This window comes from Aeromonas sp. FDAARGOS 1404, from assembly GCF_019047085.1.
GTDB classification, from domain to species: Bacteria; Pseudomonadota; Gammaproteobacteria; order Enterobacterales; family Aeromonadaceae; genus Aeromonas; species Aeromonas veronii.
The window spans coordinates 4,443,518-4,464,029 of sequence record NZ_CP077237.1; the positions used below are offsets into that span (position 1 = coordinate 4,443,518).

Here is a 20,512-nt window from a genome sequence, read left to right on the forward strand (position 1 = left end):
CGATGCACATCCAAGAGTTATTAGGCATAGCTGAACACGTCGAGCGTGACAGGCAGTTACGACGCCACTTCGCCCCCTATTCTGCGGATATGGATGTCGATGATGCTGAGAGGAAAACATTAGTTGTGTTGTTGAATCTGACGCTCAAACGGGACCGGGTCGATAACCTTTGCAATGAGCGTCAAGCGCGGGATATTTTGAACGATGCAAGTCACATCGCACATTGTTTGCATACCGCGCGTTGGCTACATACCCACAATCTAAAATACCCGGACACTCGGGTCAGTGGTCAGCGACTCATCGTCAACGCACCCCCAGTTATCACAGGAATCATCACTAGCGCTGGTTTACCTATGCGCATGGGGTGGGCCCACGATAGCTCAGATATAAACTTGGCTAAGTTGTTCTGCACTTCGTTTCGATACCACGGCGACGCAACTAATCTAGCATTACAGCTAGTAGCTAGGAATATGGTATGGGTGCAGGCACTGCTAGGGTTAGGGGGGACGCAACAGCAGCTTGATATCTGGTGCCAGCAGTTAGCGGGTCATCTTGGGGGGGAAGTGATTCCTAGTGAGGTAAGCCCATATTCCAAGCAGACGCGCTTTCCTTATCGAGGCCAGTACTGTTCAGTCACACCTGTTGTCAGCCATGCGTTACTAGCCCATCTGCAAGATGTTATCCATGAAAAGAAATTGCACCATACCCTAATACAGCATGATCACCCTGCCAGTGTTGGAGGGTTGGTTGGTGCTTTGGGCGGCAAAGTGGCTGTACTGGATTACCCACCACCGGTCAGTAAGGGCAAAGATCGCAATTTCTCACAAGCCAGAGAAAGCCGGTACGCTGATGGCCAGAGTCTGTTTGATCGCGCTATCTTCAACGACCATGTATTTCTTGATGCCCTAAAGCATCTGATAGTCCGACCCGGATTAACTCGAAGGCAGCAGCGCCAACTTCGGCTTTCCGCGCTTCGCTACCTGCGTCGGCAATTGGCCGCATGGTTAGGGCCGATCATTGAGTGGCGGGATGAGGTTGAGAGCGGTGGAAGCAACGATCCTAGTGAACTGCCAGTAGCGAGTCTGGAATTCGGGCTACTCACTCAGCCTCAAGAGGCGTTACCTGACCTGATGTTGAATGTGGCAAGCAGATTTCATCTTGAGCTGCAAAACCATCCGGTTGGTAGGCGTTATGCGTTTCATCCCGAGTTGATGGCCCCGATCAAATCACAGATTTTATGGTTACTCAGGCAGTTAGCTAACCATAAGGAGGGGGCCCAGCCACCAAGTTCCTCTTACTATCTGCATTTATCGGGGTTAACTGTCTATGATGCTGCGGCGTTGGCAAACCCCTATTTGTGCGGCATACCGTCGTTGTCTGCGTTGGCTGGATTTTGTCATGACTATGAGCGTCGGTTGATATCTTTGCTCAAGCAACCTGTGTGCTTTACTGGTATAGCGTGGTACCTGAGCCGTTACAGCAGGGTGACGGGTAAACATTTGTCTGAGCCAGATAGACCCGAACATGCCAGAGCCGTTTCAGCTATTCGCCGCCCAGGTATGATCGATGGAAGATATTGTGATTTGGGTATGGATCTGGTTATCCAGGTGCTTGTTCCAACCGATGGAACCCAGTCATTAACCCATTGCCTTGATCTGTTGCGGGCAGCACTGCCTGCTCGTTTCGCTGGAGGATGTTTGCATCCGCCGTCGCTGTATGAGGAGCGAAATTGGTGCAACTTGTATCAGGATCAGGATGCATTGTTTACCGCGTTATCTAGGCTCCCGCGATATGGATGCTGGGTATACCCCTCTAATAGAGAGCTATCCAGTGTAGAGGAACTCACGGAGGCTTTAGCCCTGGATCGCCGATTATGTCCGGTATCGACAGGGTTTGTCTTTCTTGAGGAGCCAATGGAACGGGCAGGAAGCCTCGAAAATCTGCATGTCTACGCCGAGTCTGCCATCAGCACGGCTCTGTGTATTAATCCAGTGGAAATGAGATTGGCAGGCAAACCCCCATTCTATAAAAGTGCTTTTTGGCGAATGAGGGATGAGAACGGGACTATCCTGATGAAGGGCCCAGAAAACATGGGATAGATACATGGAACTTTGCACTCATCTCAGCTATTGCCGCTCACTTTCTCCCGGTAAGGCCGTGTTTTTCTATAAAACAGCGGAATCCGATTTTGTACCATTGCGGATCGAAGTGGCGAAAATTAATGGCCAAAAATGCGGCTACACTGAGGGTTTTGACGCAAATCTAAAGCCGAAAAATATTGAGCGCCATGAACTCGCCTATAGCAATCCTCAAACAATCGAGGTCTGTTACGTTCCTCCGAATGTTGATGAACTGCACTGCCGTTTTTCGCTCAGGGTAGAGGCCAACTCAATGCAGCCGTCAGTCTGCTCTAACCCTGAGGTATTGCGCGTGATGGCCAGACTGGCTCAGGCATATCAGCGTCTAGGCGGATACAATGAGTTGGCCCGCCGTTACAGCGCTAACGTGCTGATGGGAACCTGGCTGTGGCGCAATCAATACACTCAGGGAACCGAAATCGAGATCAACACCTCGCTTGGTTCCACATACCATATTCCAGATGCCCGCAGGTTGAGTTGGTCGGGCGGTTGGTCAGACCCCGACCAGCAACAATTGGGGCAGTTGGCGAGCGAGATGGCGAATGCCTTGAGCCAGCCCAATTTGTTCTGGTTTGCCGATGTCACCGCCAAACTGAAAACTGGTTTTTGCCAAGAAATTTATCCTAGTCAGAAATTTACTGAACGAACAGATGATCACGCTGTAGCAAGCCGACAGTTAGCTACTACCGAATGCCTCAGTGGTCAACTGGCTGCCTGTATTAATCCACAGAAAATTGGTGCAGCACTGCAGCAGATAGATGATTGGTGGGCTGACGACGCAGACCAGCCGCTAAGAGTTCATGAATACGGGGCCAATCACGAGGCCCTCACTGCTTTTCGTCATCCAGCATCCGAGCTGGATTTTTACCACCTACTGACAAGGGCCGATCAGTACCTCACAGACATGGAGTCTCATGACAGAGGGTGCGAGCTGCCAGGAGATGTTCATTTTTTAATGGCGGTGTTGGTCAAAGGGGGATTGTTTCAGAAAGGGAAGGGGAGATGACAGAAAGCCGTTACTTTTTTGCTGTCCGGTACCTACCTGATGATGTCGATTGTGGTCTGTTGGCTGGCCGCTGTATATCTACCCTCCACGGATTTAGTCGAGCTCATCCCTATATCCAGATCGGTGTGGCCTTTCCTGAGTGGAGCAATCGTAGCCTCGGTCGTTCGATCGCCTACGTCAGCACGAACAGGTCTATGTTGGAACGATTTAGATCTCGATCCTATTTTCAGGTGATGCAGGCGGATAATCTCTTTGCGCTCAGCGCTGTGCTGGAGGTGCCAGAGACTTGCCAGAATGTCCGGTTTATTCGCAACCAGAATCTGGCAAAATTGTTTGTGGGGGAGCGAAAGCGGCGACTGACCAGAGCAAAGCGCCGGGCAGAGGCTCGAGGCGAAGTATTCCAACCTCAGATACCTGCTGGGACGAGGGAAGTTGGGATTTTTCATACCGTTCATATGCAAAGCGCTAGCAGTGGGCATAGTTGTATTCTGCACATACAGAAGCAACAGACTGAACTAAATGAGGGAATTGACTCCTATAGCAGCTATGGCTTGGCATCCAACGAGGTCTACACTGGCGACGTACCAGAGCTGGGCGAATTTGTTTTCACCCTTTTTCATAATGAACTATCTTTAGCAAGGTAAAACAAGGAGTTGGAAAATCACTCGGAATGATGGTCAAGGTGTTGAATTGGTATTTTTTTATAAATGATTCAATGTCTTATCTATAACTATATGCTGTGAACTGCCGCATAGGCAGCCAAGAAACGCCATTGCTCGGGGTGGCCAGCGGGGCTCACGTGAACTGCCGCATAGGCAGCCAAGAAACAGAGAATTACAGTGGGGAACCTACCCCTGAGGTGAACTGCCGCATAGGCAGCCAAGATTAGGACAGGAGGAAAACACCCAAGTTGGGGTCTGTTTTCTGCCGGAAAGGCAGTTTTTAGTCAAGCCCAGGCTTACCGTCTGGGCTTTAATTTAGTCCCTTATGAGCCTTTCTTCGACGTGACACAGTTCAAGTTACCTAGCTGTGCATCGTACCAACTGATGTCATTTTTGAAGTTAGATAGATGGTTAAAACCAGACGGCATGGTGTTCTATGAGATGAATTATCGCTCTGTGGTGAAGCAAGTTCGTGTATAAATTTCTCGCAACCCAACGTTTATCGTGTTGGGGTCATCATATTTGAATGGATCGTGGTGGTGGCCATGGATGATGCTTGCTACTTCGAGAGACTGAGCCAGTTGATCGATGATTTGAAAACCATGAGGGTGGGCTCGAGGTGCTTCATGACTGACGAGAATATCGGCTTTGATCCCCTGAAAAAGTTGAATATCCTCAGGAAAAATTGAACTGCGGTGCTTTCGTGGAAGGCTGCCTCGCCAGAGGTTTCCTTTTCCACAATTGGCCAGAAAGTCTAGCCGGGTAGAGTATCGAGGTGGTTCAGGGGGATACCAGATTTGACTCCGGAATATACCGCCTAAACCTGCAATCTTGAGTCCATCTATCTCAATGACGCGGCCATGAAGGTTACGCTCAGGACAAGCGAACAGATGGTCGTAATATCTCACGTCATCTGTGTCATGGTTACCATGGATGAACCAGATGTCAGTTAACTCCAAGATGGAAGCGAAGGTTTGTTCGAATGGCTGTGACAGACACAGGTCCCCTAGCATTATCACTGCGGAAGGTTGTTCCTGCTTAACATGTTGAATTATATGGGAAAATTCCCCGTGGGGGTCACCGCAGAACAAGATCATTTAATTTCCACTGATGGGAGGGCTCGTTGTCTCACGTTAGAGTCTCATTACCACAGTGAATAATCGACCACTGGGTTGAAGGCGTGCAATGTTGACACTCACCTCATTCATTAATAAGGGGGGAGGGGTGATAGAGTTTACTAGATGTAGACTCCCCGTCCACCTTGGTAAGTTTCGTCTACTTTGACCCTAGCTCAACGCGAATATCGCTCGATATTGAGCCAATTGGCAAATAGATGTCACAGCTTGGCGACCTTCTTGATCTGAGGTGCCGTTTTGAGATTCCTTACCATCAATCCCGATTTTTCGTTCTTCTTCAACTCGAATAGGTCAATAGCGGCAAACAGGTCGCTCAGTTTCCTGAAACCATAGTTACGCGGGTCAAACGACGCATGATTTGAGATATGGCTGCCAACCCCGCCTAGTGATGCCCAACCATCCCCCGTCTCCACTGCATCAATGGCTTGCCGCAACAGATTGATCAGACGCGTGTCCCCTTTCAGGTTCTTCGCATGGATAGCAACCGGCATTGCGTCTTTCACTTCCTGGAGTGGTGGATCTAGATAAAGGAACTTGGAGCAGCTGTTCACGAAAGGCATTGAAGCCTTGCGCTCCCCAAACCCGACCACCAGTTTTCCATCCGCGAGACAGCGAGTGACCAAGGGCGTAAAGTCACAATCTGAAGAGACCAGACAGATAACATCGATATCCTTGGTGTAGAGCACATCCATCACATCGATCACCAACGCCATGTCTGTAGCGTTCTTGCCTTTGGCCAAGTCAAATTGCTGTACCGGCTGGATGGCGTACTCGTGTAATATGTCCTCCCATGGCTTGAGGTTGGTATTCTTCCAGTTGCCATAGGCCTTGCGTATATTAACCACTCCATAGAGAGCCAATTCTGATAGCACCGTTTCTATTTTTCTTGCCGGCGCGTTATCTGCGTCAATAAAGAGCGCGATGGTATCCTTGTCTTTCACCTAACCTCCTTGTTCTGAGTTGGTATAATCGGTGCTGATCTTCGTTGAATCATAGATTTGATATTATGGCACATTGCCTAAACCTGTTGGTCGTTGAGATCTCCTTATGTGGCAAGATATTCGTATTCCCTTCGCGTTCAGAATTGATACCGGAGAAATGGTATCAATTGATGAGGTTGCTCGGGGGCTAGCTTGCAACTGTAAGTGCCCCAGCTGTGGCGGACGCTTGGTGGCCAAAAAAGCAGATATAAATGCACATCATTTCGCGCATCACACTGCTAGTAAGGAAGCCTGCCAATACGCTTTTTACACCAGCATTCGCTTGATGTTGCTCTCTCGACTGAATGACATCACGTTGCTCAATACTCCTGCCTTCGAGATCTTGTCCGAGGGAGTCAACCATCTGGTCTCCGCGCCGCACACCGACATCAAAGTGTACCGTACGTCCCAGGAGTGTCAGCAATTGGCACCGACAGCGCTCTATGCTCTACAGGGGCGGAACGATTATCGACTCGGACTGGATTTCCCTGCTGCTAACGAATCGTCACAGGATAAACCCTATTGGCTGGACGATTACACCTGTACCAACCCTAAAACAGGCATTCTCTCGGTCGTGTATAGCACCTTTGCTGAACATCTTTTTCGGAAGGATCGCCCAGACGACATGGATACCACGTCATGGATGTTCCACATACTCAGTTCCAATCCGAAGTGCCTGCACTGGCAATATCATCCCGCCGCAGAGCGGGTACGTATCCGCTTGCAACATGAAGCCAAAGAGAGGGAGCTGGTTCGGGCCGAGCAACGTGCGAGAGAGGAGGAGCGTCTGCGGCTGTGGGCAGAAGAAGAGGCTCGGAGAGAGCCTGAGCGGCGAGCACGTCGTGAGTGTGAACAGAGGCTGGCACAGGAGCGGCAACAAAAACGGGAGGCGGTGTTACGGTTATCTCGTCAGCAACAAGATGAGGAGGAACAGCGTCTGATGGTGGTGCGCAAACAGCGGAATGACGCTATTTGGGAGCGGATGGAAAATAAGCGCAAAGAAGCCATTGAACGTAGGCGTTTGGATGAAGGTGCAATTCAACGGGCTGTAGACCAACTGGTTACCGGATTACAAACAACGCATTCTGTGACCGATCTGGTGGAGGAGGGATCCAAGGTTTGTAAATATTGCTTCCTTGAGTCGGAGGCTCTTTCCCTGCATGGCTATTGCTATCGCGAGCAGTGTGTCGGTGCCCGCGAACGAGCTCGGCGGTTTGGTAAGTATCTCCCCGATTAGGGAGTGTTGGTGTGGTGAAAAGCCCAACCCTCAAATCTACTTCCTTGGAGTCTTATTTCGGGGGGAAGTGTAAATCTGCACCTTAAAGCAAGGAAATTAGTCCAATTAAAACATTGAGTTGTCTATGTAATTGGGAGCAATTCAATCTGTAAAAAACTAGCCAATTCAGATAGTATGCACCTTACCACTAACGAAGTTGGTTAGGATGATAATGCAGTAAGGGAAATCTGGATGATCAGAAGGTTCCGGCTAGAGCAGAAGTCTCATTACGAGCGGCTAGTGATTGCTCAACGTTTGTCGGATATGCTTGAGAAGTTCTTGGACGGGCGGCGGACACCACTAGCGATCGGTGCTGAACAGGGCGGTATCGAAGAATGGGATGACGTAGTCATCCTCCACTCCCAAGATTCCTATGAACATCTGCAGGTCAAACGCCAGGCTAGTGATTTCTGCATCAAAAATCCAGATAAAACAAAACACCGGCCCAAAGCCTCCAACAATGGGGCAATGAGCACTGAGCCCACAGAGTCAGTCATAGACTCGGCATTCACCAGCCTAGCTAAGCATGCTGCCTTGGGTACTTTTGATTCCCTTCCCGATCGCCAGTTTCAGTTGACCCTCATTGGCGCACACTTGAAGATCAAAAAAGACCTGACCGTCGACCATTTGGATGCATTATGCAAACTGTGTCGCCAGGATGGACTTGATCTGGACGAACTTGCCAATCGCAAAGATGGCCCCACCGAACGAACCTATCTTTGGCTCACGACTTGGTGTGGGTTCAAAGATTGGGCTCAGATCAGGCATACTCTGCGTCGAGTCACCATTGTCTGCGTAGGCAACGATGCGACGTTGGAGCAACGCTCCGCCGAATCTCTCGGTCGACACTTTTCCGATCCGAAACGGACACTTGAGCAACTGATAACGTACATCACTGCTGAGACATCTGATGTGTCTGCTTTAGGATGCCATGCGGTAGTCCGAGAGCTCAAAGACGGGCTTCGTCCCGATATCGCAACCTGGGCTCAATACCAGTTAGGCGACGAAGTCTTGCCTACCGGCAAATCATGGTCGTTCGCAGGAACTCATGACCTTGGCGGGACGGCTTCCCGATCTGCGCAGGGGGTTGTGGCGCACATGTGGAGTAGTGAACCTGGGAATCGAAAGCTCAGGATATACGCCCCATACACACCTTCCACTGGACCAAACCTCACTCTTCCATCCGCATTATTACGTATGGCTATACACCTGCCTGCTGGCAGTCAGAGTCTAATGCTGGGCGAACCATCGTGGCGCACTAGCGTAGGCCATGAGGTCGGATACACGCTTGGTTGTTCGGAGAGCGACCTAAACATCCTCCCATGGCTCGAAAACCCTGAATGTCTTGCTTGCGCGCTGGATCATGAATTCAAGACACTAGGCGCGGCTCGGGCGGAAGCTGAAGCGCTTGCGAGCGCTATGGACGATCTGGTGTGGCAGCACCTCATACAAGGTGTCTCAGCAAAGCTTACGGCCATTACTGATCCTGCCCTCGCTGACGCCATGGAGGCGGTTTGGTTGGAGTGGTTAAGCGGGTTCGCAGCGAATCCCGATAGCCGCCGGAAGTTCCTGGAACAGCTTCTATATCCGCAGACGGAGGGAAAAAATGCGAAGCACGCACTTCGCTTAGGTCCTCGCACTTTAGAGCTGCTAGTCACCGCAGTTGAAACCTTGTTACTGGTTGCGGTAGGGCTCGGTGGGGATGGCCCCAGTTGGGACTCTTTCCCTAATTGTGGGCAAGTGCTAAGCATTGCGTTGAAGTTCTGGTCTGGCCCTGCCAGTAGCGCTCCAGAGGTCCGCGAGCTGTCTGATGATCCATTGATGAGCGTTATCGGACCTTCTCCTAACCCGGTCGTAATCTTGTCAGGCGTTAGCACCTCTCCCTCAGACCTGTTGAACATAGGAATGGCTGATGATACCGAGACAACTACCAGTATGGCGGCCGAACGTCAGCCTCACCTACTTGTAACTCGGTCTGGGATGTTCAATCTGCGCAGGACGAGCCTGGCCTCCGTGCGCCAATACTTCACGAAGCAATGGCAAGATCGACTGCTCGCCCGCGATTCAGCCATCGAGAAGAACACGAAAGGACCCTGAAATGCTAACAATCCCGGAGATGGTTGCAGCCATCTCAAAGCGCGCTGAAGATCGCTACGAAGTTTCTTTGTCTGATACGTTGGAACTGGCGTCACCGTCGATTGATATCTACTCGGCTATGGTGCAACTCAAACGGGCAAATCGGGAAGGTGCTGGCTGGCGGACTGTGTTGATCGCAGCCTTTCCTTTTGATTTGGCGAAAATCCAAGGCGCATTTCGATGGGCAGCGGATGTCCGTGACATGCTTGCGGAGCCGCAGACCGCCGACCTCTACATGTTCATGCTCGTCGAAGGTATTGCGTCAGAAGACGCGGCTCGGCTCGAGACTGATGATCGTTTCTGCAGAAAGGTGGTGGTCAGAGAGCAGGAAGATGTCGACTCCTTTCTTGACCGTACTTTCTTGGCTACCCTTTCGCCCGCCGGTAACTCAGACAACATCAGCGACCCAGTGCTGACGTCCCTGGGCTCACTGAGCTTGGCGCATCCCTGGGTTAAACCACATATTGAGACGTTGCGAGAATTACTGTTGTCGGGACAATCAGGCGTTGATATCGCTGAAGCCCTGAAAATTGCTGCGTTTGGTGACGAGGATTCCCAATGAAACAGCTAAAGTCCATTACGCTTTCGAACATTCGCAGGTTTGGCCGCGACACCACGATTGAGCTTAGCCGCGGTGCAACCATTTTGCTGGCGCCGAATGGAACTGGCAAGACGGCGTTCTTCGAAGCCATTGAGTTCGGTCTCACAGGCAAGATTTCCCGGCTCGGTGAGAACCTGTCCCCAATCATTCGAGACTCTCAAGCCATGGCTCGAGTGAGCTTGGATTTCGGTGAAGTACAAGCGTCTGCTCAGGTGAACAACATTGGTGATGTTAAAATAACCGGCGATCTTAGCCCTCTCTTTCCAGATACAAACCCTGAGGATATTCCGTTTCTGCTGAGGCTGACCCATCTGCTTGATCAGCGGGAAGGGGAATGGCTGGTAAAGGCAGATGCCAAAGTTGCGGGCTCTCAGCTGGCCCGGTTGCCGGTTGGCAAAGATGGCACCCAGGTTAGTTCTGCCCTAGGCGGTATTCGCCGTGCGCTCACGGAGCAATTGAAACAAGCTAAGAGCGCACTCGAAACACTCGAAGCAGAATTTAGTGAATGGCAAAGCTTGACCCTTGACAGGGATCTGGCAGCTTCTCAGTCTCAAGGCGCACTTCGTAGTAAAGAAAACATCGCTGAATCCATTTCGGACATCGCGCGCCAGACGCAGAGCTTCGAGCAATTGCCCATAGGCCTACTGGTGCCTCCATTGGGCCAGGATGGCTTGGAAACGGTGCACGATGCTTTGGAGCAATTGGTACAAGCTAAACTAGACCGACTTCGTGATCAGATCACGGCGCTAGCTGAGGTTGATGGGCTTATAGGCCGGTTCGTTTCAGAGCAAGCACGTTCAGAGCAGCTTGGTAATGCGCTCATTACTGCTACGCAGGAGTTTGCACACAAGAAACAAGAGCGCGCCCTAATCGCTGTCAATCATGAGCGACTCCAGCAGGAGTTAGTCAATGCAGAAGGTGAGCGTGATGCTGTCGCGCTGCAGCTCAATCGGCACGTGAATGAGACCCAGGCCAAAGCGGCGGTCGATCAACGTAAGCAGGTACTGGAGGTCGCGGATAAGACCCTGACCACGGCTGAGTCCTTGGCCTCCACCTTGCGTAGCGAGCATGAAGGCAATGTGCAGCTCGGCGTTCAACATGACCTCATCAATAGACAACGCAAGGCGTTGCTACAGATAGACGCTGACCTTCTCAATGCTCATCAACTTTTGGAGCGCTGGGAGCAGACACTTCAGCAAGTTGCAGATGTAACGGGCACCATCACTGGTGAAAAGGCACATGAGGATGTTCTTCAGAAAAAGTTGCAAACCACAAGTTCGTCAAGGAAAGCCGCTGAAGCTGAGGAGCTGGCTGCGAAGACCCATCACGAGACCCTGACCTCGGCCGCTGATTCAATACGACAAGCTGTTGCCTCCATTGCAGCACACCTGCCCAGCGATCGCGGTGACTGCCCCCTATGTGGCGAAGAGCACGGCGCAATAATCCTTCATGCGCGAGTCGCCGAGGCTTTAGAGGCTATCGACCCAAACGTCGTCAACGCCGAACGACGCGTCAAGAAGGCCACTGATGATTTGCGTGCATGTACAGAGGCGGTAGCACACGCTGAAGCAGAATTGAGAGCATGCAAGGGTAGGATTGTTGACTTGGAAAACCAGCAGGTGGGTCTGCTAGCGAACATCCACGATCTCAGAACTAATGTTCTGCTCGGTGGCGATACGGTATCCCTCGCGAAAGAGTCGATCCGACGTCGCGAAGATGCAAATTCTTCAGCCAAGCTTCAGCTCGACGAGAAGCAGCGCAATCTTGCGCCCCCGCTAGCCCCCGAAGTCTTTGATCAGACCAAAAACGCTTACGATTCGGCTGTTCGTGCATTGGACTCTGCGCGGCAGGGCCGATCAGATGCCAGCAGCAGGCTCGAGCAAGCGACTGCGGCATTGGCGGCTATAACTGCAGACGTTCCGCCAGCACAAACGCTGGAAGAATTGTCCTTGGCGCAAAACCAAAATGCCAATCAGCTCGCTGAGCTGAGTGCCAAGGTGGCGGCCGATCAATCCGCCTTGGATCGGCAGCAGGTTCAACTGACCGCCGCGATGAATAGGGTATCTGACCTAGAAAAACAACTATCTGATGTCCAATCTCGACTCGCTACTGTCCGAGCTTCTTGGCGCCAGCTATCGTTCCCCGGTGATCCAACTGCGGAGGTTGCGAGCAGTCGTGAGGCTCAGTTGCAGTCCTCAGTCACCGAGCTGGCTCGACATTCAGAATCGCTACAAACGCTTAAAATTGAAATTGCTGCCTGGGGCAAATTGGAGCAGGCGCGCCTAGCTCAGGGGCTGCTGGATCGTAGGCGCGGCGAGCTCTCGGAGGAGGCGTTCACCACCAATCTTCGTCTGCGAGTGGAGAAAGAACAGTCCAGCCAGAAGCGTCTGTCCCTGCTATCCGATGCGATGGACACGCTGAATCAGTATCTATCTTCCGAAATCGCTAATGTTCAAAAACACGTACTCGCCGTAGTACCGCGGTGGCAGGCGCTCTTAAAGCGAGTGGTTCGGGAGCAGCGTTTTACCGGAACGAATCTGGATTTTCGCAGCCTCTATAGAAAGGAGCGTGCTGAAGTGTCGGTACCGCTCCACGGGGGATTAGTGCCGGTACCGGCTATAGCTAGTGAGGCTCAGCTGACGGATTTACAGCTAACCTTCCTACTCTCAATGGCGCTGGATCATCAGTGGTCTTCTTGGCGCGGCCTGCTACTAGACGACCCAACCCAGCATCATGATCTGGTACATGCAGCGTCGGTATTCGATGTGCTTCGTGATTACATCGTCGATCATGGTTTCCAGGTCGTGATTGCAACCCATGACGCTCTTCAAGCCCGTTACTTCATGCGTAAGCTACAAAACGACGGAATCGAAGCACGTATATGGTCACTCGCCCCAACTCCTGATGGTGTTACGGCCTCGGAAAGCCCATGGCCGGGTAAAAGTTAGTCTGTGCGGCTGCGTTGTTGAAAATTCATGCGTGCCTACCTGTAAAGATTGGTGATTGAGTCAGTCGAACAAACACAAGAACCACCTATCACCGTCATCGCTCGGGCAAAGATTGCTATGAATGAACCAGGTGAACCGTCATTCGTCACAGTGGATGGAATAAAAGCGCAAGGAGGCGATTGAGCGCAGGCGTCTGGATGAAGGCGCGATACAACGGGCGGTGGACCAGTTGGTTACCGGCCTGCAGACACCGCAGGCCGAGGTCCGCCCGGTGGAGGAGGGGCCGAAGGCTTGCAAATATTGCTTCCTTGAGTCGGAGGAGCTTCCCTGCATGGCTACTACTATCGCCCCAGCAGTGACGGGCGTCTGGGAGCAAGAAAGACCGTTGTGAATGCACATCATTTTGCGCATCACACCGCCAGCAAGGAAGCTTGCCAATAAGCCTTTTACACCAGTATTCGCCTGATGTTGCTTTCTCGACTTAATGATATCAAGTATACTTAATACTCCTGCCTTCGAGACCTTGTTCGAAGGAGTTAGTCTTCCAGCCTCCGCGTCACATCCCAACATCAAACATCCTACGCATTCTCGACATGCTTGTTGATATGGGCGATCAGTGAAGTGCTGCACTTCAGCTAGGAAAGGCGTTCCGTGAAGTTCACTTCCCTGCGTAGGGAGGGCGGCAAATGGGTTCCTTTGTTTAACCAAATTTAATGCTCCCCAGATGAGCCTTTAATAGAAATGGGGAGGCAATAAGTCTCCCTTGTATTTTAATGCGGACTTAGAGAAAGAAGGACATCATCCTGGAAGGTAAAATAGATAAGGTAAATCAGATGTCTGCTGTTCTCTGACCATTTTAGAACGGTTGACGCGACTAACGGACTCCAGTATGAAAGTCATACACATGTTTATTGATGGCTTTGTACCAATAACGGACATGGCAAACATCTGTTAAGATAGCGAGAATTAGTATGTAACACATACTTCTGTGCGGAACGGATGTTACTCGTTCAAATGAACATAAATGCTCAACATATTGCAGTCTGGTTCCATACAATTACTACCCCACTTTGTGATCATTAATCATGACTCCACTTCCTCCTTATATATTCGATGTGTATGCCTTGTCACTGCCAAAAGGTCTAGGATTTGGTGTTAACCTCCCCGTGAGCACATGGAGCAGTAGTGATCATTTAACAGTCGGCACACTGTTACAGAATCATTGTAGTGGAAAGTATGGAGTTCTGATCATGCGACGCCGCGAAGACGATGTATGGGCCGTTCTACGTAGAGAATCAGAATCATTTAGTAAAAACGAGGCTTTGGCGATCATCCGCCAGGCATGCGACGAGGCTGCATGTCCCGTTCCTATACCTCCCGGCACTCGTAGGCGCGCACCTCTGTGGGATACCAAGGGATGTGTACCAAGTGGCATATTCAAATTGCTCGGACACCCTGCTAGGCAGCGTGGTGCATGGATGCTAAATCAGTTGTATCTTGCTATGCCCAATCCAGACCCCAATTGGGCTAAGGATTGTCAGACTGGCAATTTTCACACCAGACTATGGGAAGCACTGCTCTTGGCTAGTTTCCGTGAACAGGGTTTGTTGGTGACTCAGGAATATTCCTCTCCAGACTTTTATGTGATGAATCATTTGGGTGGAGATGCTTGGGTCGAAGCGGTAACAGTCAATCCATCAGTGCGATACGACCATGCTAACTGTGGAGAGGCTCAGTTTCCTCTGGAACGATGTGAAAGAATGCTTGGAATTGCAGCTGAGCGTTATGCCCGGACTTTACGAAACAAATTATGCAGGAATTATACGAGTTCACCTCATGTTATTGGTAAGCCTTTTGCCATTGCAATAGCTGACTTTCACTCGCCAGGATCAATGATGTGGAGTCGTGAGGCCCTGATATCTTATCTCTATGGATTCTATGCCAGAGAAGTAGAGATCGAAGGGAAGGTTGTCGCTGTAGCCGAACCTATTGATAACCTTCCTAACGATCCCACTATTCGGGCTGGTTTATTCACTTCCTGCGAAAATAAAACACTGTCGGCTGTTATTTTTTCGAACGCAGCGACTTTATCCAAGTTGAGTAGAGTGCCTATGTCCTTCGGCGGTAAAGGCGAAGATTACCGGTATGTGAGAATTGGTGAGTTTGCTGACGACACACCGGGTGCACTTCGTGGTATTCCCTTCTGCATGGATGTGAGCAGCGATCAGTATCGTAATTTGTGGAAACCATATGGTTATGAGCCATGGACTGCGGAGATTGAAGTGTTTCATAATCCGAATGCGCTTCATCCGATCAGCCCTTCTCTATTACCAGAGGCAAGCCATTGGTTTCAGGTCAATGATGAGTTCATTTGTAAGCGCTTCTTTAAGAATAGCATCTTGAGCAGTCGGACCTTGATCCAGGACTCAAATTCACCTCTCCCCGATGTAGATAGGATTGTATTCCAAAATACTAACGGCACTGACATTGACGAGATAATGGAATAACCTAAAGAGATTAATTCCCCTGCTACCATTGCTAAAATGTGTACCCTTACACAATAGGCGTGTTTTTTCAGCCCAGCAGAAAAATATCCTGGATGATTAACAGTATAAAATCACAACAATGGTCGACCCAGTATGACTATACAAACCAGTGACCTTGTAAAAACGCTACAGCATGTACTACAGTTCTTAATTTAATAGCTGCGCAGGCTCGGGAGGGGGTACCCGATGCATTCCCAGATAAGGATACACTGCACACAGATATATCCCTACAGGTGGAGATTATAGCAGAGCAGACGGAGAAACTGTTATTCCTGCAACCCTACTCAATGCTATTCGGGATACTGTGTCATGAAGAGACCATCAGGCACGGGGCTGGGGAAGTCATGGCTTGCTGGCTGTTTTAGGCAAGAACGCCGAAGTACGCACTAGCACTAAAGTAGTGTAAACAAGACACCGGTTTTAGGTCGGTGTCAGGTGATCACTAGATCTGAATGAAGTACTGTAAACATGGTTATGGCTCCACATGCCTGTGTATATACAGTGTGGCTGTGCCGTAGATGAAGATCATCATGGAGCAATTGGCTCCGGTTTGCGGTAAGATCTCGGCAAACCTAGAGTTAGGACTCGTTAATGTCATTTAACCTGTGCAACCTGCCGAAAGTTGAGCAGGAGAAAGTCGAGATTGAGAAGGCTGCCGCCTATGCGGTCTGGAAGGAAGAGCAAGGTGCCAGCCGAGAGTGAGTCTGGGAACTACAAGGGGGAGATGCAGACTTACTTTTTGCAACAAGTCGAACGGTACAGGAAGATGAGATGACCGAAGAAAAAACGCTTCTATTGCTGCCACGTTGGTTTTTAATAAGACAGCTTATTTTGTCTACTTGCCTGTTTGTAATTTTTCCGGTTGTAATGATGTTCCCAACAAAATCAATGTATATAGTGCTAAGCCTTAATTCGTTGGGTATGGTGATGATGCTAATTGGGATGGCTCTATTGTATCCTTACAGCCGGTATGCGGTTCAGTGGGTCATTGACTATTGGTATGGGAATGAGCAGATAGTTTATGACTGTTCAATAAAGGGTTCATTAGATCGAAAGTTCATTAAGCTAATGGCAAGTTTAATCCTACTAATGGTACTAGGACCATTGTGCCTTTTAGTATTATTTATGTCGCGCTGGAGAAAGCACTGATGGAGTTGCTTATATGCAGATATTGTCAGAGTTCCTCAGGAAACTGATGCTCGAAGAAAAGAAGGTTTTAAACAGTGACCCAGTGAGCCATCCTTCACTGATCGGCGCCATGTACGAGGGTTTGACAAAAGAACTACTTGAAAAAATAGATATGTCACACCCTGATCTTAAAGTCGTATCAGGAGTTATTCGCTCAGGAGAAACGCAGTCTGGCCAGATCGACTGTATGATTGTTATCGGTGAAGGTAAGAAAATTCCAAAGACTGATAATTTCTTCTACCCAATAGATAAGGTTGTGGCAGTATTTGAAGTCAAGAAGAATTTATTTTCCAATCAAATAAAAGACGCGTATCAACACTTAGAAGAAGTCTTTCAGTTATCTAAAAAGGACTATCAGACTAAACAAAACACAAGAACCCTCAGTTTCAATACTATCCGTCCCGCTGAGGAATTTTTAAATCTTTTTGGAAAATGGCCCCCGCATTACGAGGAAATTATTAGTCTCCCGTTTCATCAGCAGGCTGTATATCAGAGTCTTGTAAGAGATTGGCTTACCCCATTGCGTATTGCGATTGGTTATAACGGTTTCAAAAGCGAAAATGCACTGAGAGCGAGTGTGTTTAAAGTTTATAAGGGTAAGGAGTATCAGTCTGGATATGGCGTACCGAATATGCCAAACCTTATAATAAGTGATGGATATTCACTTATCAAAATGAATGGTATGCCCTATAAAGGTTTCTGGGATGATGAGGATGGATGGTGCTGGTTGGGCTCCAGTGATGCAAATCCGATTTTACTGATTATGGAACTCCTGTTTGATCGGATACAACTATTGCTCGGTGTAACACCTGACAGGGGGAATGACTTGAATGAAGAACCATTGTTCCCCCTAGCTTTAAGTAAGCCAGTAGAAGAATGCGGGGTAAAAGGCTGGTCCACGATCATCATTTCCTCTCCTATTCCTGAACGAGATAACTCTCAGATACAGTGGTCCCCGTTAAAGTTATCATATGAAGAAAAGGAATTTCTGTGGCTACTGCACACCTATGGCCCACTGAAGAATGACAGCAAATTAATTAGTGATTACAAGGCTATGTTGGGTATTGATGACATTTCTGATGTTACTCAGTCACTCCTTAAATCCCGTGTGGTCTTGGCTAAGAATGAACAGTTATGTATATGCTCCGGCCAATGGTCTGTAGCCTCAGTATGCGGTATTTTTTATTGTGGTGATAATTCCGGGAACCGGTTCGAAAATTGGGTCAGGCTTAACACGGTACCTCCGTGGAAGATGGAGGAACTCTTAAAAATCAGTCCATCTTCCAATAGGCCCGTGTAAGGATTGCCGGCCTGAAATTAATGAGTATTCGTAAGATGATACGTTGGAGATCGCTGAGTCAATTGAAGTACTGAGAGTACCAGGGTTGCTACCGCTGCCCTGGGTCAGAAAATGTGGTCAGGGATTGCTAGGTTGAGCTAGAACCTGACTGCAATATAAAGATGAGATAACCATGTGTGAGCAATGTTAGGGGCGATTCAGTACGGGTTGATGCAGTTAAGTGCCAGCTGTGTATCTCGAACAGATTGTTGAAGTGGTAAAATAACAACCCCGCAGGGGGAGGGTGTAGGGGTTGATGTCACTCTATGTCAGCTTATGGTTTATTTTTATGTCAACTTATGGGTTATAAAACTCTCGTAAGTTACTGATTTATGGATGTGTGTTATGTCAACTTATGGTTTAGACGACAAATTCAATAAGTTAGCTTTCTAAAGCCCTTGGTCATCCACTTTGTGTGGACGACGAGGAGCTCATCGATGAATCTCTGGCTCAGTCCCCACGGCATCTGGTATTACCGGAAAGTCACCACGCTCCCCTGTGGTCGTCGTAAAGAGATCAAAAAATCCCTGCATACCCGAGACAAGCTGACGGCCCGTGCAGCTGTTGCGAAGCGGCTTGCCTGTGTGCGTTCTAAAGCTAAGCCAGTTGTGCAATCCACAAGCGAGCCAGATAACCCTCAACCTCAGCCGAATATCAAGCCTGTTGTTCCGGCGGCCAAACCGCTTGCTCCGCTGTTGTCGGTCTCGTGTGACCGCTAGCAAAAAGAGAAGGCCCTCTCTTGGGCACCGAAAGAGCTCAGCAACCAGAAGAACTACATCGGCTGCTTCATCAAGGCGCTGGGTGAAATTACACTGTGCGATGGCGAATGGATTTGCTAACGGATGGGTCAACTTACTGGTCAAGCGTGACGGGCCTTAGTCGGCTGCCATTGCCGACCACCATGGAGGCGGCGGTCAGTAACAGGGCACTGCCCATAAAGGTGGCCCTGATAGAGAGGGAATCCAGTAACCACCCCCCCCACGGCAGCCCCCAACGTGATCGCCAGCTGAATAGCTGCCACCATCAGGCCTCCACCGCTCTCGGGTGAATCTGAGATGCCCTGGGTGATCCAGGCGGACCAGGCGACCGGAATGGCGGAGTTGAGCATCCCCCAGAGGATCAGCATCAGGGCCACCCCCCAGAAGTGATGAGCCACCGTCAAAAGAGCCAAGGTGATGACGCCGAGCGCCAGCGGTAACCAACGCAGCATCTGGTAGAGATGACGGTGCAGCAGCAAGCTCACAGCCGTGGTGCCTGCAAAACCGGCCAGCCCCAGCGCCAGCAGCAGCGCCGAGAGTTGTGGCAGGTCGACCAGGGTGCGTGTTTCCAGGAAGGGGCGAAAATAGGTAAAGGCACTGAAGGCGCCGGCAAAGGTCAGCGTCACGCCCATGATGGCAATGGCGACGTTGGGTCTGCGCATAAGGCGAAATGCGCTGTGCGGGCGTGCTTGGGAGTGCATGGAAGGCAGGCAAAGTACCATCCACAGCAGGTTGATCACTACCAACGGTACCAGCAGCCAGAACACGCCTCGCCAGCCGATCAGTCCACCCAAGTAACTGCCAATGGGGGCCGCAAAGGCTGTCGCGACCGCATTGCCGGTATACAGGATGCCCAACGCTTTGGGGACGGATGGGCTGCCGACCAAACGCATGATGGTGGCCGTTGCCAATGCCCAAAACCCGCCGATAACGATCCCGAGCAGAGCGCGTGCCACCATCAGCACGGTAAAGTTGGGGCTTAGGGCGATCACGATTAAAGAGGTCAGCATCACGACGGCTAGCCCCATGAGCACATGACGTCGGTCCAGCCTGTGAGATAGAGGTGCGATCAGCAAACTGGTCGGGACGGCAAACAGGCCGGAGATGGCAATAGCAAGACCGGCCATGCCATTGCTGGCACCTAGATCGGTGGCGATCGGCGTCAGCAGGCTGACCGGCATAAACTCGGCGGCAATGAGCAGTGCCACACACAGGGACATGGCGGCAACCGCAGACCAGTGTTCGTTGACGACAGCGGGTGTATGTGATGATAACGATGTTACGTTCATAGCATGACCTGAAAGTGAAATATGGGCTTATTCGATTGCTTCGATCGTGATGCTGGCGGCCGAGGTTGTGCTCAGGTGGGAGAGACCCGATTCAATGCGCCCTAACTTAATCAGTCCGGTCGAAAAGCCAAAGTCCCGATAGAAGATCGCCAGATTGCCCCACGGGGCGTAATAGGTGAGATCCCCCACGTTCGGGTCAATGCCTTTTGGGGCGCCCTGTGTGGTCAATTTGCGGGGCAGATAAGCAATCTTCTCGGTGTCGGCGTAATCCTCGAGGGGCAGTGTCAGGGGGAGCATGGCAAAAAAGTCCCGGGCGCTGTGACTATCTTCCAGGGTGGCCGTGATGATCTGGCTGGCTATCGTCATCTTGATGTTCATACTATCTGCCTTGTTCTGAGCCTTAGCACTTGTAGCGGTTGCTGTGCTGGTCACCCCCAGCAACAGAGCCATCGCGCCAACAAACACTCCTCTGATCATTGAGCTTCTCCCTATGTGACGTGAATAGTGGC

At 50.3% G+C, this 20,512-nt stretch carries 15 protein-coding genes; 11 read left to right on the top strand and 4 right to left on the bottom strand.

Annotated elements, in window-relative coordinates; all coding sequences use genetic code 11:
* Nucleotides 1-2 precede the first annotated feature (2 nt).
* From I6L34_RS20595 to cas6f, 3 genes are read left to right on the top strand one after another with little or no spacing between them, the layout of a single operon-like run.
* The gene (locus I6L34_RS20595) at nucleotides 3-2,099 is read left to right on the top strand and encodes a hypothetical protein (protein ID WP_216955246.1); all 2,097 of its coding nucleotides are present in this window, start codon (nucleotides 3-5) and stop codon (nucleotides 2,097-2,099) included.
* Nucleotides 2,100-2,103: 4 nt separating this feature from the next.
* On the top strand, nucleotides 2,104-3,144 hold the full coding sequence (csy3, locus tag I6L34_RS20600) for a type I-F CRISPR-associated protein Csy3 (RefSeq protein WP_216955247.1): 1,041 nt from the start codon (nucleotides 2,104-2,106) through the stop codon (nucleotides 3,142-3,144).
* Nucleotides 3,141-3,788, top strand: a complete 648-nt coding sequence (gene cas6f, locus I6L34_RS20605) for a type I-F CRISPR-associated endoribonuclease Cas6/Csy4 (protein ID WP_216955248.1) — start codon at nucleotides 3,141-3,143, stop codon at nucleotides 3,786-3,788. Before csy3 ends, cas6f begins: the two co-directional genes overlap by 4 nt.
* A gap of 464 nt (nucleotides 3,789-4,252) precedes the next feature.
* On the opposite strand, the gene I6L34_RS20610 is transcribed toward cas6f, so the two are convergent.
* Both I6L34_RS20610 and I6L34_RS20615 read right to left on the bottom strand, forming a co-directional pair.
* Entirely contained in the window at nucleotides 4,253-4,903 is a 651-nt protein-coding gene (locus tag I6L34_RS20610) for a metallophosphoesterase (protein WP_216955249.1), read from the bottom strand.
* Between the two features lie 239 nt (nucleotides 4,904-5,142).
* A complete protein-coding gene (locus tag I6L34_RS20615) occupies nucleotides 5,143-5,883 on the bottom strand; it encodes an NYN domain-containing protein (RefSeq protein ID WP_043819719.1) in 741 nt (246 codons plus the stop codon).
* A gap of 106 nt (nucleotides 5,884-5,989) precedes the next feature.
* Here I6L34_RS20615 and I6L34_RS20620 point away from each other — a divergent pair, with 106 nt between their 5' ends.
* The 8 genes from I6L34_RS20620 to I6L34_RS20655 all read left to right on the top strand — a co-directional run bounded on the left by I6L34_RS20620 (nucleotide 5,990) and on the right by I6L34_RS20655 (nucleotide 18,675).
* Nucleotides 5,990-7,159: a hypothetical protein gene (locus I6L34_RS20620; protein WP_216955250.1), complete on the top strand. Its 1,170-nt coding sequence runs from the start codon at nucleotides 5,990-5,992 to the stop codon at nucleotides 7,157-7,159.
* A 231-nt stretch (nucleotides 7,160-7,390) separates the two neighbouring features.
* A complete protein-coding gene (locus I6L34_RS20625; protein ID WP_216955251.1) occupies nucleotides 7,391-9,295 on the top strand; it encodes an ABC-three component system protein in 1,905 nt (634 codons plus the stop codon).
* Between the two features lies 1 nt (nucleotide 9,296).
* Nucleotides 9,297-9,896 carry an ABC-three component system middle component 1 gene (locus I6L34_RS20630; protein WP_043819727.1) on the top strand — a complete coding sequence of 200 codons (600 nt, stop codon included), beginning with the start codon at nucleotides 9,297-9,299 and terminating at the stop codon, nucleotides 9,894-9,896.
* The gene (locus tag I6L34_RS20635) at nucleotides 9,893-12,883 is read left to right on the top strand and encodes an AAA family ATPase (protein WP_216955252.1); all 2,991 of its coding nucleotides are present in this window, start codon (nucleotides 9,893-9,895) and stop codon (nucleotides 12,881-12,883) included. Before I6L34_RS20630 ends, I6L34_RS20635 begins: the two co-directional genes overlap by 4 nt.
* A 1,250-nt stretch (nucleotides 12,884-14,133) precedes the next feature.
* Complete coding sequence (locus I6L34_RS20640) at nucleotides 14,134-15,390, top strand: hypothetical protein (RefSeq protein ID WP_216955253.1); 1,257 nt, start codon at nucleotides 14,134-14,136, stop codon at nucleotides 15,388-15,390.
* A gap of 630 nt (nucleotides 15,391-16,020) precedes the next feature.
* Entirely contained in the window at nucleotides 16,021-16,131 is a 111-nt protein-coding gene (locus I6L34_RS21925; protein WP_254202902.1) for a DUF3283 family protein, read from the top strand.
* 460 nt (nucleotides 16,132-16,591) lie between these two features.
* Entirely contained in the window at nucleotides 16,592-17,917 is a 1,326-nt protein-coding gene (locus I6L34_RS20650; protein WP_216955254.1) for a DUF6602 domain-containing protein, read from the top strand.
* A gap of 476 nt (nucleotides 17,918-18,393) precedes the next feature.
* Entirely contained in the window at nucleotides 18,394-18,675 is a 282-nt protein-coding gene (locus tag I6L34_RS20655) for a hypothetical protein (protein ID WP_230848183.1), read from the top strand.
* 140 nt (nucleotides 18,676-18,815) lie between these two features.
* On the opposite strand, the gene I6L34_RS20660 is transcribed toward I6L34_RS20655, so the two are convergent.
* Nucleotides 18,816-19,934 (bottom strand): MFS transporter, encoded by a 1,119-nt coding sequence (locus I6L34_RS20660; RefSeq protein WP_254202903.1) that lies wholly within the window; start codon nucleotides 19,932-19,934, stop codon nucleotides 18,816-18,818.
* A gap of 96 nt (nucleotides 19,935-20,030) precedes the next feature.
* On the bottom strand, nucleotides 20,031-20,480 hold the full coding sequence (locus I6L34_RS20665) for a cyclophilin-like fold protein (protein WP_234781298.1): 450 nt from the start codon (nucleotides 20,478-20,480) through the stop codon (nucleotides 20,031-20,033).
* Nucleotides 20,481-20,512 lie beyond the last annotated feature (32 nt).